The organism is Velazquezella soli (assembly GCF_977018685.1).
This window is the reverse complement of the sequence record NZ_CDRNXF010000004.1, coordinates 1,997,127-2,011,325: the sequence shown is the minus strand read 5'-3', so window position 1 is coordinate 2,011,325 and position 14,199 is coordinate 1,997,127. Positions and strand designations below refer to the sequence as shown.

Sequence of the window (14,199 nt, the reverse complement as noted above, 5' to 3'; positions counted from 1 at the left end):
CCAGACTATTTCGACGCAACCGGCTTTACCAGCGCCGTGATGCGGCGGATGGTGACGCGGCGGTTTTCCTGGTTCGGTCCGTCGGTGCGAACCTTCAGGTAGCGTTCGCCGTAGCCCTGGGTCGCCAGGTTTTCGGGCGGGATGCCGTAAGCGTCGGTCAGAACGCGGGCAACGCTTTCCGCACGCTCGTCGGACAGGACGAGGTTGGCATCATCCGCGCCGACGGCGTCGGTATGGCCTTCGATCAGGAAGGTTTCAGCCGGGTCCTTCTTCAGCACCTGGTTGATCGCATCCGCAACCTTGCGCAGCGAGCTTGCCTGATTCATCGGAATTTCGGCACTGCCTGTGGCGAAGGTCACCGTATCCAGGTCGATACGACGAACCTTGTCGCGGATACGGGCCGAGTAGCGAACCTCATCCAGCGAATAGACGCGCTCGACCTGTTCGACCGGCGGCTGTTCGAGGAACTCGTAGTAGTTCCGGTCAGGTTCCGACGACGTGTCGATAATGTAGTCGTCGAGCGGAACGTCGAGACGCATCGGCGGCAGATCGTCACCCGGATCGCGCCAGGTATAATCTGCACCGCGGTTCTGTTCCGACAGTTCCGGAGCATAGTAGAGAACGTATTCCTCGCCCCCGCGCACGATACGCGACCGCTGGACGATCTCGCCGTAACGGTTGCGCACGGTGACGATCCGGGTGCCGTCGTCGCGCTCGATCACTTCACGTACACGACCATCGCGCAGACGCTCGTATTCCGGCTGGCGACCGTCTTCTTCATAGAAGCGGCGGCTGTCATCGTGGCGCACGACCGACTGGTTGTCGATCGAGATGATTACGCGGCCACGATCCCTGCCGCGATCGTTACGACCGACGTCCTGGCCGTCCTGACCGCGATAATCCCAGCCACGCGGGCGATCGAACTGCGGACGACGGTCGAGCCGTTCGCCGCGCTCTTCGGACAGTTCGCGGAAATTGCGCCTCTGGTCGGCTGTCTCCCGGGTGTTGGACTGGGAATCAGCGTCGGAACGTGGCGGTGCACGATCCGCCTGCTGGGCATCGCGGTCGCGGTCGCGGCGCGGACGCTCACCATCGCGGTCCGGACGACGCGGACGTGCATCTTCCTTGGCGCTGTCGAGCACCGCTGCACCGTTTTCGACCGGCAGGGTCGGCTGTTCGCCGCGCTGCGCAGACTTCGGATCCTTCGCCAGTTCCTTGGCGCGCTCCACCTTGTCAGGCGTATCGGCAACCTGCGGCGGCCGCGGACGGCCGTTTGCGGGCTGATCGGTCTCCGGCTGATTGCGATCGGCCTGGTTGCGATCGGGACGATCACGGCCGGGCTCGTTCGGATTGGCCTGATCGGCATCACCAGGACGACGGTTGTTCTGGTCGCGATCGGCTGGGTTACGGTCAGCCTGATTACGGTCTGGGCGAGCCGCGTCTGGCTGCGTTGCGGTATCCGGACGGGTCTGGTCGCGCTGGTTGCGATCCTTGGCGTCGCGCGGTGGCGTAGCCCCGTTCTCAGCGTCGGTGTCGCGAGCATTGCGTTCCGCAGCCTTCGGATCAACCTTGGGGTCGGCCTTCGGATCTACCTTGTTACGATCGCCCTGCGCGCGCGGACGCTCAGGCGACTGTTCATCGCCGGCCTTTTCGCGCTGCGGACGAGCCTGATCCGGATCGGCCTGGTCTGGCTTTGCACGATCGGCCTGTGCCTTTTCAGGCTTGGCCGGCTTTGCATCGTCCGGCTTTGCCCTGTCGGCAGCATCGGCCTTGGACGGATCGGCGCGGTCACGGGATGGCTTCGGGCGCTCACTTTCGGCATTGGAACGGTCCGCTGCAGGCGGACGCTCCTTGGCATCGCTTCCCTGCGCTTCACGGCGCGGGCGTTCGCCTGCTGCAGGTGCATCCTGCTGACGCTCGGCATCGCGGCGCGCTGGCTTCTTCTGCTCGGGCTCGCCCTGTTCAGCCTGCGCGCGGCGTGCTGGACGCTCGCTTGCGCCGCCGTTGTCTTCAGCCCGCTGGCGACGCTGCGGGCGCTCGCTGGCACCGCCACCGTCTTCCGCGGCCTGGCGACGCTGCGGCCGCTCTGGCTTGTCTTCGCCCTGGCCCGCTTCGCTCTTTTCGCGGCGCGGACGCTGCGGCTTTTCGCCACCACCATCTTCAGGCGCGATGACTTCCTGCTGCACCTGGATGAGACCTGGTACCGAGGCCGGAGCCTGGTTGACTTCAATGGCAGCCTTCAGCGGCATGGCACCAACCGGCTGCAGCATCAGCGGCAGCGACAGCACCGGCGCAGCCACGCTGGCAAACAGTCTGAATTTTTTAGACATGCAATCTTCCTCTTCTCAAGCGTCTCTTCCCTTGGCGCATCCCGTATTATGCATCGTTCGAAAGAATGACCTCGGGCTGACGCGCCGGCTGAACGGGTATTCAACCGATATGGTTCCGCAAAGACTGTTCCCAACCACATGAATGACAACTGAATGCCGCGTTCACCTCCCGCGACGTGTCATCGGGCAGGAAAATGCCGTTGCAATTTCCCGTTGGCCGGTATCTATAAAACGTCAGACGGGGCGAGCTGGCCTTAAGCCCCGCAACCCGGATGGCGTATGAATTCAACGCCGCCGGTCTTGCCAACAGAGAGGATCATTATGACCATGTCCCGCCTTTTCGCAGCTGCATCCATCGCGGCTGTATCGCTTTTCGCCGGATCCGCGCTTGCCCAGGAAAAGCTCACGATCGGCACCGAGGGCGCTTACCCGCCCTTCAACGTTCTCGAATCCAACGGCAATCTGACCGGTTTCGACATCGACATCGCCAAGGCGCTGTGTGACGAAATGAAGGTCACCTGCACCTTCGTCACCAACGACTGGGATGGCATCATCCCGGCGCTGCAGTCGAAGAAGTTCGATGCTATCATCGCCTCCATGTCGATCACGCCGGAGCGCATGCAGCAGGTTGCGTTCTCGAAGAAATATTACAACACGCCGCCGGCAGTCGCCGTGCCGAAGGATTCGCCGCTGAAGGATGCGACCGCGGCCTCGCTCAAGGGCAAGACGCTCGGCGCCCAGGGTTCGACCACCCACTCGAACTACACCGAGAAGCATTTCCCCGATTCCGAACTGAAGCTCTACCCGACGTCTGACGAGTACAAGCTCGACCTCACCAACGGCCGCATCGACGGCGTTGTGGACGACATCGTTGTCCTGTCGGAATGGGTGAAGTCCGAAGCCGGCAACTGCTGTAAGATCCTTGCACCGCTCCCGGTCGATGCTGAGATCAACGGCGAAGGCGCCGGCATCGCCGTGCGCAAGGACGAAACGGCACTGGCCGACAAGTTCACCGCCGCGATCGCCGCGATCCGCGCCAACGGCAAATACGCCGAAATCAACAAGAAGTATTTCGACTTCGACGTGTACGGCGACAAGTAATCGTCTATACGCCGGAATATGAACGGCGGAAGGCTTGCCCTTCCGCCGTTTTCCTTTTTAATGACACCTATGACTGAAGCGGCATCTTAAAAGCCGCATGGGGAACGAACCGGAATGACCCTATGAGCGGATGGCTCTCCGCCCTCTTCGATACGCTCGACCCGTTTTGCGGCCCGGCCGGCATCTTTACCTGGCTCGGCCAAGGTTCCCTGATCGCCTGCGGCGACGCCGGATGGGGCGACGAGATCGCCTTTGGCGTCAAGGTCACGATCACGCTGGCCTTAGCGACCCTGCCGGTCGGCCTCATCATCGGCTTCCTGATCGCGCTCGCTGCGCAGTCGGAAGAACGGCTGCTGCGGCTGGCTGCCGGCATCTACACCACGATCTTTCGCGGCCTTCCCGAGCTGCTGACGCTGTTCATCGTCTATTACGGTGCCCAGATCCTTCTTCAGACAGTGCTGTCGACCTTAGGCTATGACGGGCGCGTCGAGATCAACGCCTTCGTGGCTGGGATGGTAGCTCTCGCTGTCGTCTTCTCCTCCTACTCGTCGGAAGTGCTTCTCTCTGCCTTTCGCGCCATCCCGCGCGGCCAGTATGAGGCCGGCGATGCGCTTGGCCTTCGGCGCTGGCGCACGATGTTCCTGATCGTCCTGCCGCAGCTCATCCGCATCGCGCTGCCGGGCCTCACCAATCTCTGGCTGATCCTGCTGAAGGATACGTCCTACGTCTCGGTCATCGGCCTTGCCGATATCATCCGCCAGACAGGCATTGCCGCGCGCGTCAGCCGTGAGGCGTTCTTCTTCTATACCATCGCCTGCCTTCTCTATCTCGTGCTTGCGATGATCTCCTCGTTCGGACTGGGCTTCATCGAACGCTGGGCCAAACGCTCGGGAGTATCGCGATGAGCTTTGTGAAAGAGCTGATAGCGCCACGCCCTGCGCCCGCCGTCGTCGCGAGGCCGCTGACCGCTGCCAAGGTTGCGGGCATCGTCGTTCTGGTACTCTGGGGCCTGCTCGCAGCAGCGTTGGTGATGATGGTCATCAACGGCTGGGATACGGCGAAGTTTGAGCGCTATGGGCCGCGCTACCTCAACGGCCTGTGGACGACCATCTCGATTGTCGGCATCTCCATCGTTCTCGGCGCGCTGCTTTCGCTGCCGATCGCGTTCGCCCGCATGTCGAAGAACCGCGTGCTCAACACGATCGCCTACGCCTACGTCTATCTGTTCCGCTCGACGCCGCTGCTCGCACAGCTCTTCCTCATCTATTACGGTCTCGGCAGCTTCCGGGCTGAACTGGAATCCGTCGGTCTATGGTGGTTCTTCCGCGAAGCCTGGTATTGCGGGCTGTTTTCGCTGACGATCAACACGGCCGCCTACCAGGCGGAAATCCTGCGCGGTGCCATCGAAAGCGTGCCGCGCGGCCAGCACGAGGGTGCCGCAGCTCTCGGCATTTCCAAGCGCATCACGCTGCGCAAGGTCATCCTGCCGCAGGCACTGATCGTCGCACTTCGCCCTTACGGCAACGAAGTGATCCTGATGATCAAGGGCTCCGCTGTGGTAGCCATCGTCACCGTTTTTGATCTGATGGGCGAGACGCGCTATGCCTTCTCGCGCACCTTCGACTACCAGACCTATCTCTGGGCGGCGATCTTCTACCTGACGATGGTCGAAGCGCTGAGGCACCTCTGGGCATTCATGGAAGCCCGCCTGACCCGTCACCTGAAACGCTAGTCCAGATTGCCAAACGGCGCTTCGACGATTAAAGCGCTTCGCAACGAAAAGGATGATGGCGATGACGAAGATCGACGAGGAAGCTCTGGCCGAGGCCTATAACCGCGCATTGGCGCTGGAAAAGGCCGGCGATATCGACGCGGCGGTAAAAGCCTACGAAGACGTGCTGGCAATCGACCCCGAGGATCACGGCGGCGCAGCAGTCCGCATCGCCTCCATGGGTCGCGGCGAAACGCCGCCGCGAGCGCCGGACGCCTATGTCGAAACACTGTTCGATCAGCATGCCGAAAGCTTCGAGGACATCCTTGTGGAACAGCTCGGCTACGCCGTGCCCGTCATCCTGCGCCAGCGTCTGCAGGAACTGAACCTTGGCCCGTTCAAGCGCATGCTCGATCTCGGCTGCGGCACCGGTCTGACAGGCGGTACGCTGCGCGACATGGTGGACGACATCACCGGTATCGATCTCTCCGAAAACATGGTCGAGATCGCCCATGAGAAGGATCTCTACGAAACGCTCTACGTCGCTGAGGTCGAGGACTTCCTTGACGACAACGACGACGAGCCTTTCGACCTCGTCACCGCAACCGATGTACTGCCCTATCTCGGCGCGCTTGAGCCCCTGTTCTTCGGCGCTGCCGAAAACATGGTGCCGGGTGGCCTGTTCGCTTTCTCGTCCGAAACGCTCCCCGCATCCGACACCACCCCCTACCGGGTCGGCCCCCACCAGCGCTTCGTCCACTCGGAATCCTACATCCGCTCGCGGCTTGAAGAGACCGGCTTTACGGTCGTGGAAATGACCGAAATCAATGTGCGGATGCAGGACGGCAACCCGAGCCCGGGCCATCTGGTGATTGCGAAGTTGAAGGGCTGAGCCCCTAAACTGGACGGTTCGCCGAGTCATATTGACATTACGTATAAGTTGCGCAAAGCTCCTCTAATCAACCGATAATAGCATTCGGATTGATTGGGGGGATTGCTATGGATGCCACGTCTTGGACTGGGCTGCTGGATAGCCCCTTCTCAAAACTATCGTTTTTGGGCGGCTTGTTTTCGAGCATTGACTGGATAGCTCTCGTCATCGCCCTGCTTGGCCCGCTTCTCATCTTCGCAGCTCGAAACGAAGTGCGCTTGCGCCGGCTGCGACAGATCCAGGATTTCTACGTCAACTTCAGCAGTGAAAAAGGCAGTGCCTCAAACACCGTAGCTTCGCGACTCGGGACCAATCCATCCTTCGAATTCGTCCGCTCGAAATACACGGCCGATCTGGTTTTTCCGGAGAAGGACAAATTCGATGCTCTCCCGGAAGCGGACAAGCTGCGGCAGTTTATCAGTCTCGCGGCAAAGGGCCGCGTGACATTCGCGTATCGTCTGTTCCTGTCGTCGCTGGGGTTTGTCCTTCTCAGTTATATCGGCTTCCACATCTTCATTTCCGCGATCTGCTGCGGGCTGCAAATCTCCGTTCAGTGCCCTGTGCCCGGTCTCGTCGGCGGTGACACCTCCTCGAAGCTTATCGTGATCGGTTCGCTCGCCTTTATCGGCGCCTACATTTCTTCGGCCCGGACCCTTCTTGCCCGCCTCGCTGTGTTCGATCTTTCGTCGACCACATTCTTGAGAATCACCATCGAAAGCCTGGCATCAGTTCTCTTTGCGGCCATCCTGTTTGCAGCCTTTCCGGACCCGCTCGGCGGCATCGGACGTGTTCTGACTGGCGGGGCAACCTCAAGTGCCGAAACCACGGGCCAATCCTTGCCGCTCACATGGATAGCACTCGCGCCGATGCTCGGGCTGCTCCCGCAGAGCTCGACCAAGTTCCTCTTCGTCAAGCTCCAGCAGATCTTCACCTGGGTCAAGGTGAGCGACGACCGCTTCGTGTCCATCACCCCGATCGTGTCGCTCGATGTGATCAACGGCATCGATTACGAAATCCGCTTCCGTCTTGAAGACTGCGGCATCTACGACATCCAGAACCTTGCCACCTACAATCCCATCCTCCTTCACGTCGAAACGCCGTTCGGGATCTATCAGTGCATCGACTGGGTCGCCCAGGCGCAGCTCTGTCATATCGTCGGCCTCGAGCGGTTCCTGGCTTTGCGGGAGTTAAACATCCGGACGATCTTCGACCTCGAACGCGCCATCGACAGCGTCGATTCTCCGGAAGAATTCGACGACATCTACATGAGCATCCTCATGTCGCCGACCAGCAACCTGCGCAGGCTGGCTGACATCGCGAAAATGAATTTCATGATCATGGACGGTACGAATGCCCGCCCGGTCTCGGTGGACGAATACGCCAAGTGGGCCCGGGAGCGGGTCAGCAGCGAGCCGAAACTGATCACGAAAGCCGCCGAACATCTGATGACATGGATTTCGGACGATCTGCACGTCCGTCGCCTGCGTCGGTTGTGGAACGACATTGCTGACAGCCTCGAGCCAGGATCCTCCTACTTCCGGGACTCCAAGCGCAATCCCCAGAACAAAAAGCAGGAAACGTCAGATCCAGCATAGGATACTGTCTAGGCATTGAGCTCCCCCCGTTCATCATCGGAGCAGCCACATCAACTTCCATCTTCTCATCTCCGTGCCGAACGGCTAAACCAACTTCGAAATGGAGGTGGCGATGGGGCCGCAGCGCTATATTCTCACTCAGGCCTATAACAATGCCTGGGCCAATCACCGGCTGCTCAAAGCCTGTGCCCTGCTGTCGGCTGAGGACGTTGGCGCGCCGCGGCAAAGCTTCTTCCCGTCGATCATCCACACGCTCAACCACATTCTCACGGTGGACTGGCTTTACGTCGGTGCGCTCGAAGGACACTGTCCCGGCGCTTCGGCGTTCGAGCCGCAGATACCCTTCCCCGCTATCGCCGATCTCGATCGGGAACAACGGGCCGTCGACCGTCGCATGATCGATCACTGTCGTCGCATGAGCGAGGCCGACCTCGCCGGGGAAATCCGGATCCCGCGACAAAACCATGTCCAGGTCGAGCGTGCCGATCGAATTCTGCTGCACCTCTTCCAGCACCAGATCCATCATCGCGGCCAGGTGCATGCGATGCTGTCTTCCACCCCTGTTTCCCCACCGCAGCTCGACGAGTTCTTTCCGTTGGACCCGCAGGAACAGGCATTGCGCGCAAAAGACTTCGCCGAACTCGGCTTTACCGAATCCATGATCTGGAGTGACTGACCCATGCTGTATTTCGTTCTAAAAACCCTGCACCTCATCTCCGACTTCCTGCTGATCGGCGGCATGCTGGTGAACGCCTTCGTCATCTCCATGGTGCCCCCGACGATCCGGGTCGGCGTCATCCAGTCGCTGCGCAAATACGACCGCACCGTCACGACCGCAGCCCTTGCCGGCGCGTGGATCTTCGGCCTCTGGCTGGCGATCGGTTACGTCGGCTTTACCGGCGGCTGGCTTCACGCCAAGTTCGTGCTGGTGATCCTGCTTTCCGCGCTGCACGGCATGCAGGGGGCGGCCATGCGCAAGATGGCGGCCGATCCGAAACGCCATCCGAACGCCTTCGTGCGTCTCGGCATGCCCATCATCATGATCTGTCTCGTGCTGATCGTGGCGCTCGCCGTGATCAAGCCGTTCTGATCAGAAGAGAGACCCTGCTCTGCACGACGGTATCACCGAACCAATTTCCAACGCGCCGCAGCCGGCGGGTGGAGCGTCGTGACAGGTCAGCTAGTTAGGCTTGCGAGCGCTTTGCCCTTCCCGTCGGCCTTGCTTTGTTCTAATCCTCGCATCACAGCAATTCAGGGAGTTCCGGCATGGCGAAAGTGGCATTCATCGGTCTTGGCGTTATGGGTTTCCCCATGGCAGGCCACCTGAAGGAAAAGGGCGGCCATGACGTCACGGTCTATAACCGCACCGCGTCCAAAGCTGCCGAGTGGGCAAAGAAGTTCGGCGGAGCCACCGGTGCAACGCCAGCCGAAGCCGCAAAAGATGCCGATTTCGTCTTCATCTGCGTCGGCAACGACGACGATCTGCGCCAGGTGACCACAGGTGAGAACGGCGTTCTCTCTGGCATGAAATCCGGTGCGATCCTGATCGACAACACGACGGCCAGCGCCGAAGTCGCCCGTGAACTGGAGACAGCCGCCAGCGAAAAAGGCATCGGCTTTATCGATGCACCGGTTTCCGGGGGCCAGGCGGGCGCCGAAGGCGGCGTGCTGACTGTCATGTGCGGCGGCGATGAGGAGACATTCGATAAGGCAAAGCCTGTGATCGAGGCCTATGCCCGCATGGTCGGCCTGATGGGTCCGGTCGGCAGCGGCCAGCTGACCAAGATGATGAACCAGATCTGCATTGCCGGCGTCGTCCAGGGCCTGGCGGAAGCCGTGCATTTCGGCAAGCAGGCAGGCCTCGACATCGAGACCGTCGTCGGCGTCATCTCCAAGGGAGCTGCCGGATCCTGGCAGATGGAAAACCGCCACAAGACGATGGACCAGGGCAAATACGACTTCGGCTTTGCCGTCGACTGGATGCGCAAAGATCTCGATATCGTCCTCACCGAAGCCCGTCGCAACGGCGCAAACCTGCCAATGACCGCGCTGGTCGACCAGTTCTATGCTGAAGTGCAGGCGATGGGCGGCAAGCGTTGGGACACGTCGTCGCTGCTGGCACGGTTGGAGCGGAAGTAATTTATCGATACGACAGTAGTCGTGGCGACGGCCCGTTGACATTGGCCGTTGCTCTATCCTTAGCTACAGCAGACTGGTGCAAACCCGGACTCGCGGTTACATCGGCATTATGCGACGACGGTGAACCTGACGCGTGGTGGACGTCCTTGCGACGCCCCATGGGTAGAGGGTATTTTGGAGGACCAAGGTCAGCCGGATTGGTGAATATTGATGGCGCATGACTTTCAGGACGACATAGACGCAGTCCAGCGTATCGGTGCCGTACCAACGATCCTTGATGTTGTCTGTCGCGCGACCGGGATGGGATATGCGGCAGTGGTTCGCGTCACGGAGGATCGGTGGGTTGCCTGCCAGGTTCTGGACAACATCCATTTCGGACTCCCGGCCGGAGGAGAACTGCCGGTCGAAACGACGCTCTGCCACGAAGTCCGGCAATCGCGCGACGTTATCGTCATCGACAACGTCGCCGAAGACCCTGTCTACTTCCAGCATCAAACCCCGAAGCTCTACGGACTGAAGAGCTACATCTCCATGCCGATCATCCTGCCGGATGGCCGTTATTTCGGAACCCTGTGCGCCATAGATCCCAAGCCGGCAGCGCTTAACAATCCGCAGGTGATTGGAACATTCAAGCTGTTTGCCGAACTGATTGCCTACCATCTGGAAGCCGACGAGAAGCTCGATCGGGCCAATGCAAGCCTGCTCGATGCGGAAGCGACGGCTCGGTTGCGGGAACAGTTCATCGCAGTCCTCGGCCACGATCTTCGAAATCCCCTTGCGTCGCTCGACGGCGGCATCAACATCCTGCAGCGCGAAGCGCAAAGCGAGCGGTCCACCAGGGTGCTCAACATGATGCGCGGCAGTATCCTGCGCATGTCCGGCCTGATCGATAACGTCATGGATTTCGCCCGCGGAAGGCTTGGTGGCGGTCTGGGTCTACGCAGGGAAGCAGATCGTCCGCTTGGCCCCACACTGATACAGGTCGTCTCGGAAATCTGCTCTGCCCATCCAGAGCGGCAGATTGACGTCGAGATAGAGCTGCCGGGCCTGTTCGATGTCGACCATGACCGCCTTGCGCAGATGTTCTCCAACCTTCTGGGCAACGCGATCACCCACGGCTCTACAGAACATCCGATCCGCATTCTGGGAACGGTCGAAGGGGACGAACTGAAATTGGAAATCGCCAATGCAGGAACCGCGATTACCGGCAAGGCAATCGAAAAACTGTTTCAGCCCTTCAGCCGCAGCGATGCGGGCACCCATGATCAGGGTCTAGGCCTTGGCCTCTACATCGCGTCGCAGATCGCCAAGGCCCATGGTGGCCATATCGATGTCACCTCTGATGATACCCAGACGGTGTTCACCTTCCGCATGCCGGCAATCGTGCCGGAAAGCTGATCAGGAACCAGTATCACGAGCGATCATTCAGCCCGTCGAGCAGCGCCTTGTGGAACCGGTCCGGATCCTGAATCTGCGGCGAATGGCCGAGGTCTTCGAACTCCACCAGCTTCCCACCGGGGATCGATTCCGCCGCCTGCTTGCCGAGCTTGGTATAATCGCCGAGCGATGCGGCGATCGCCTTGCTGGCGCGGTTAGCGCCCGGAGCCGTCTTGTCCGTCGTGCCGATGATGAGCAGGGTCGGCGTTTTCACCTGCCCGAACTCGTGGACAACAGGCTGGGTAAAGACCATGTCGGAGGTCAGCGCCTGGTTCCAGGCCACCTGATCTCCTCCCTCGCCCGCAGACATGCCGGCGCTCATCTCCACCCACTTGTCATAGTCCGGCTTCCACTGGCCGGAATAATAGAACTTCTGCTGGTAGGCCTTGATGCTCTCGAAGCTGGTCTTCTGCTCACCTTCGAAGGCCGTCGAGATCGACTGGTAGGGCACGCCCTTCGCCTTCCAGTCTTCGAGACCGATCGGGTTCACCAGAACCAGCTGCTCGGTAAAGTCCGGATACATCAGCGCAAACCGCGTCGCCAGCATGCCGCCCATCGAATGACCAACCACCGTCGCCTTGTCGATACCGCGCGCGTCGAGCAGCGCCTTGGTGTTTTGCGCCAGTTGCTGGAAGCTGAATTGATACGCGGCCGGCTTGCTCGACTTGCAGAAACCGATCTGGTCGGGTGCGATCACCCTGTAACCGGCGCCCGTCAGCCGACCGATCGTCGCCTCCCAGGTTGCCGCACAGAAATTCTTGCCGTGCAGAAGCACAACGGTGCGCCCGTTCGGCGTCTCAGGGGCGATATCCATGAAGACCATTTCCAGCGGCTGGCTGTCGCCTGCGGCCGCGGCATCCGGCCTCTGCCCCGCCACGCTGAAGACTTCAGTCTTGAACGGATACTCGAAGCCTTCAAGCCTCGGACCATAGGTCGGGTGCTCCGAGGACACGCCTTGCGCGGCGCCGAGGCCCGGCAGGGCTAAGGCAGCAGCAACGACAACGATAGAACGTAGGAATGGCGTGGGCATCAGGTCTCCTTGAGGCTCGCGCCCGGCACATGGCATGCACCGGGTCACACGCTCAAGGTAGGTCCGGCCTCATTAAGGGCAATCGAAAATAACAGCCCTGTGAAGCGCCTTGACCATCAGTCGCTGTCGCCGGACTTCTGATTGTCGAGCAACATATAGTCGAGCGGCAGTTCAGTCGTGTACTTGATCTGCTCCATCGCGAAGACGGACGACACGTCACGGATCTCGATCTTGGCGATGAGGCGCTTGTAGAACGCGTCATAGGCAGCAATGTCGGGCACGACCACGCGCAGGAGGTAATCGACGTCGCCGCTCATGCGGTAGAATTCAACCACTTCGGGGAAATCCACCACCACTTCGGAAAACCGCTTTAGCCATTCGATCGAGTGGCTTGCGGTGCGGATGGAGACAAACACCGTGACCTTGGTATTGACCTTGACCGGATCGAGAAGCGCCACGCGACGGCGGATCACGCCGTCCTCTTCCATCTTCTGGATGCGCCGCCAGCACGGAGTCGTCGACAGTCCGACCTTCTTTGCGAGATCTGCAACGGCGAGCGTGGAGTCTTCTTGCAGTATGCGCAGAATCTTGCGGTCCAGGCGGTCCATCAAACGTCCTTTCGAAATGATTTTCCGTTATATACCCCATTATCGCACAGTTAAGCGAAATTTGTTCCCCGCACCAAGCTATCCACATGATGCCGAAGCGCTGGAATAACCTCTGCCTCGAACCACGGATTCTTGCGCAGCCAACCGCTATTGCGCCAGCTCGGATGCGGAAGCGGAAGAACGCGCGGGCCCTCATTGGCGAGGAAATACTGCCGCCAGTTCATGACCGTTTCCGTCATGCTCGGCTTGCGCTGCGACCCGAGATGCCATGCACTCGCATACTGCCCGATCACGAGGATCGTATCGATCTGCGGCATCGCCGCCATCACCTGGCTGCGCCAGGCCGGCGCACATTCCTTGCGCGGAGGCAGGTCGCTGCCCTTCGCGTCATAGCCCGGAAAACAGAACCCCATCGGCACGATCGCAAGTCGCCGCGCATCGTAGAACTCCTCGCGCGTCACGTCCATCCAGTCCCGCAGGCGGTTGCCTGATGCATCGTTGAACGGCAGACCGCTCTCGTGAACCCTCAAGCCTGGCGCCTGCCCGGCGATCAGCAACCGGGCGGTGGCAGACAGCACCGCAACCGGCCGCGGCTCGTGCGGCAGCCGGTCCGCTTCGCCCTTCAGCGGATGATCGCGACAGATGCGACACTGCGCGATCGAGGCCGCGAGAGACGCGATGCCAGCCGGATCGCCATTCACCACGAAACCGCAGCCTTCAGCCGGTCGAACAGCTCGCCTACGCGATCGACAATCGCCGTTGTGCCCTCGTCGTCATCCATCGCCCCCTTCGCCGCCCGGTACGCTTTCGGCCTCTCGAACGGTCCGGCCCAGATCCCCTCGCCTGCACCCTTCGCGGCCGCCTCCTCGAGTCCGTAACCACCGGATGCCACAGCCATTCCCTGGCGCACCATCTCGCCGTTAATGTCGAGGTCGCCGCGGCGGCAGGAGACCAGAACACGCCGGTAGCGATCGCGCGCGTCGCCGCGGCACTCGGTCATGGAACTCGCTGCAAGCTTCGACAAGGCTTCGCGAGCCGCATCGCCGCAGGCCCACTCTGCGCCCTTGCCATCGCCACAGGTCTGGCCAGCCTCCGGCGCATCGATATCGACAAGCCGAAGCCGCTCAGCACCGGCGGCCAGCGTGTCGCCATCGATCGCAAAAAACGGACCGTTGATCGCGCTTCCCTGGCCGATATCGAGCTTGGCGATGATCAGCGAGCCCAGGAAGATGAACGCCGCCAGGAACACGGCGTCGCGGCCTATTTTAACGATACGGGTCACATTTGAGCCTTACAACAAAACGGAAGCTTCACGGA

The 14,199-nt window shown here is 60.8% G+C and carries 14 protein-coding genes; 9 read left to right on the top strand and 5 right to left on the bottom strand.

Features of this window, described 5'->3' with window-relative positions:
- Positions 1-5: 5 nt before the first annotated feature.
- The gene (locus tag AC0JZ8_RS13240; RefSeq protein WP_471892701.1) at positions 6-2,330 is read right to left on the bottom strand and encodes an OmpA family protein; all 2,325 of its coding nucleotides are present in this window, start codon (positions 2,328-2,330) and stop codon (positions 6-8) included.
- Positions 2,331-2,657: 327 nt separating this feature from the next.
- Between AC0JZ8_RS13240 and AC0JZ8_RS13235 the strand changes: the two genes are divergently transcribed.
- From AC0JZ8_RS13235 to AC0JZ8_RS13195, 9 genes are all read left to right on the top strand, one after another.
- A complete protein-coding gene (locus AC0JZ8_RS13235; protein ID WP_425503175.1) occupies positions 2,658-3,431 on the top strand; it encodes an ABC transporter substrate-binding protein in 774 nt (257 codons plus the stop codon).
- 122 nt (positions 3,432-3,553) lie between these two features.
- Positions 3,554-4,336, top strand: coding sequence for an ABC transporter permease (locus AC0JZ8_RS13230; RefSeq protein ID WP_062580910.1), 783 nt, complete (start codon positions 3,554-3,556; stop codon positions 4,334-4,336).
- On the top strand, positions 4,333-5,163 hold the full coding sequence (locus AC0JZ8_RS13225) for an ABC transporter permease (RefSeq protein WP_062456514.1): 831 nt from the start codon (positions 4,333-4,335) through the stop codon (positions 5,161-5,163). The genes AC0JZ8_RS13230 and AC0JZ8_RS13225 overlap by 4 nt, the downstream gene beginning before the upstream one ends.
- A 52-nt stretch (positions 5,164-5,215) precedes the next feature.
- Positions 5,216-6,034 carry a class I SAM-dependent DNA methyltransferase gene (locus tag AC0JZ8_RS13220; RefSeq protein ID WP_062580912.1) on the top strand — a complete coding sequence of 273 codons (819 nt, stop codon included), beginning with the start codon at positions 5,216-5,218 and terminating at the stop codon, positions 6,032-6,034.
- A 173-nt stretch (positions 6,035-6,207) separates the two neighbouring features.
- Positions 6,208-7,668: a hypothetical protein gene (locus tag AC0JZ8_RS13215; protein WP_471892700.1), complete on the top strand. Its 1,461-nt coding sequence runs from the start codon at positions 6,208-6,210 to the stop codon at positions 7,666-7,668.
- Positions 7,669-7,780: 112 nt separating this feature from the next.
- Positions 7,781-8,344, top strand: a complete 564-nt coding sequence (locus AC0JZ8_RS13210) for a DinB family protein (RefSeq protein ID WP_471893372.1) — start codon at positions 7,781-7,783, stop codon at positions 8,342-8,344.
- 3 nt (positions 8,345-8,347) lie between these two features.
- Positions 8,348-8,758, top strand: coding sequence for a CopD family protein (locus tag AC0JZ8_RS13205; RefSeq protein WP_471892699.1), 411 nt, complete (start codon positions 8,348-8,350; stop codon positions 8,756-8,758).
- 176 nt (positions 8,759-8,934) lie between these two features.
- Complete coding sequence (locus AC0JZ8_RS13200; RefSeq protein WP_471892698.1) at positions 8,935-9,807, top strand: NAD(P)-dependent oxidoreductase; 873 nt, start codon at positions 8,935-8,937, stop codon at positions 9,805-9,807.
- 210 nt (positions 9,808-10,017) lie between these two features.
- The gene (locus tag AC0JZ8_RS13195) at positions 10,018-11,205 is read left to right on the top strand and encodes a GAF domain-containing sensor histidine kinase (RefSeq protein WP_113167581.1); all 1,188 of its coding nucleotides are present in this window, start codon (positions 10,018-10,020) and stop codon (positions 11,203-11,205) included.
- Positions 11,206-11,218: 13 nt separating this feature from the next.
- On the opposite strand, the gene AC0JZ8_RS13190 is transcribed toward AC0JZ8_RS13195, so the two are convergent.
- The 4 genes from AC0JZ8_RS13190 to AC0JZ8_RS13175 all read right to left on the bottom strand — a co-directional run bounded on the left by AC0JZ8_RS13190 (position 11,219) and on the right by AC0JZ8_RS13175 (position 14,164).
- Entirely contained in the window at positions 11,219-12,274 is a 1,056-nt protein-coding gene (locus tag AC0JZ8_RS13190; protein ID WP_471892697.1) for an alpha/beta fold hydrolase, read from the bottom strand.
- Positions 12,275-12,390: 116 nt separating this feature from the next.
- Positions 12,391-12,882 carry an Lrp/AsnC family transcriptional regulator gene (locus tag AC0JZ8_RS13185; RefSeq protein ID WP_062456489.1) on the bottom strand — a complete coding sequence of 164 codons (492 nt, stop codon included), beginning with the start codon at positions 12,880-12,882 and terminating at the stop codon, positions 12,391-12,393.
- A 50-nt stretch (positions 12,883-12,932) separates the two neighbouring features.
- Entirely contained in the window at positions 12,933-13,583 is a 651-nt protein-coding gene (locus AC0JZ8_RS13180; RefSeq protein ID WP_430251922.1) for a uracil-DNA glycosylase family protein, read from the bottom strand.
- Positions 13,580-14,164, bottom strand: a complete 585-nt coding sequence (locus AC0JZ8_RS13175) for a thermonuclease family protein (RefSeq protein WP_471892696.1) — start codon at positions 14,162-14,164, stop codon at positions 13,580-13,582. The genes AC0JZ8_RS13180 and AC0JZ8_RS13175 overlap by 4 nt, the downstream gene beginning before the upstream one ends.
- Positions 14,165-14,199 lie beyond the last annotated feature (35 nt).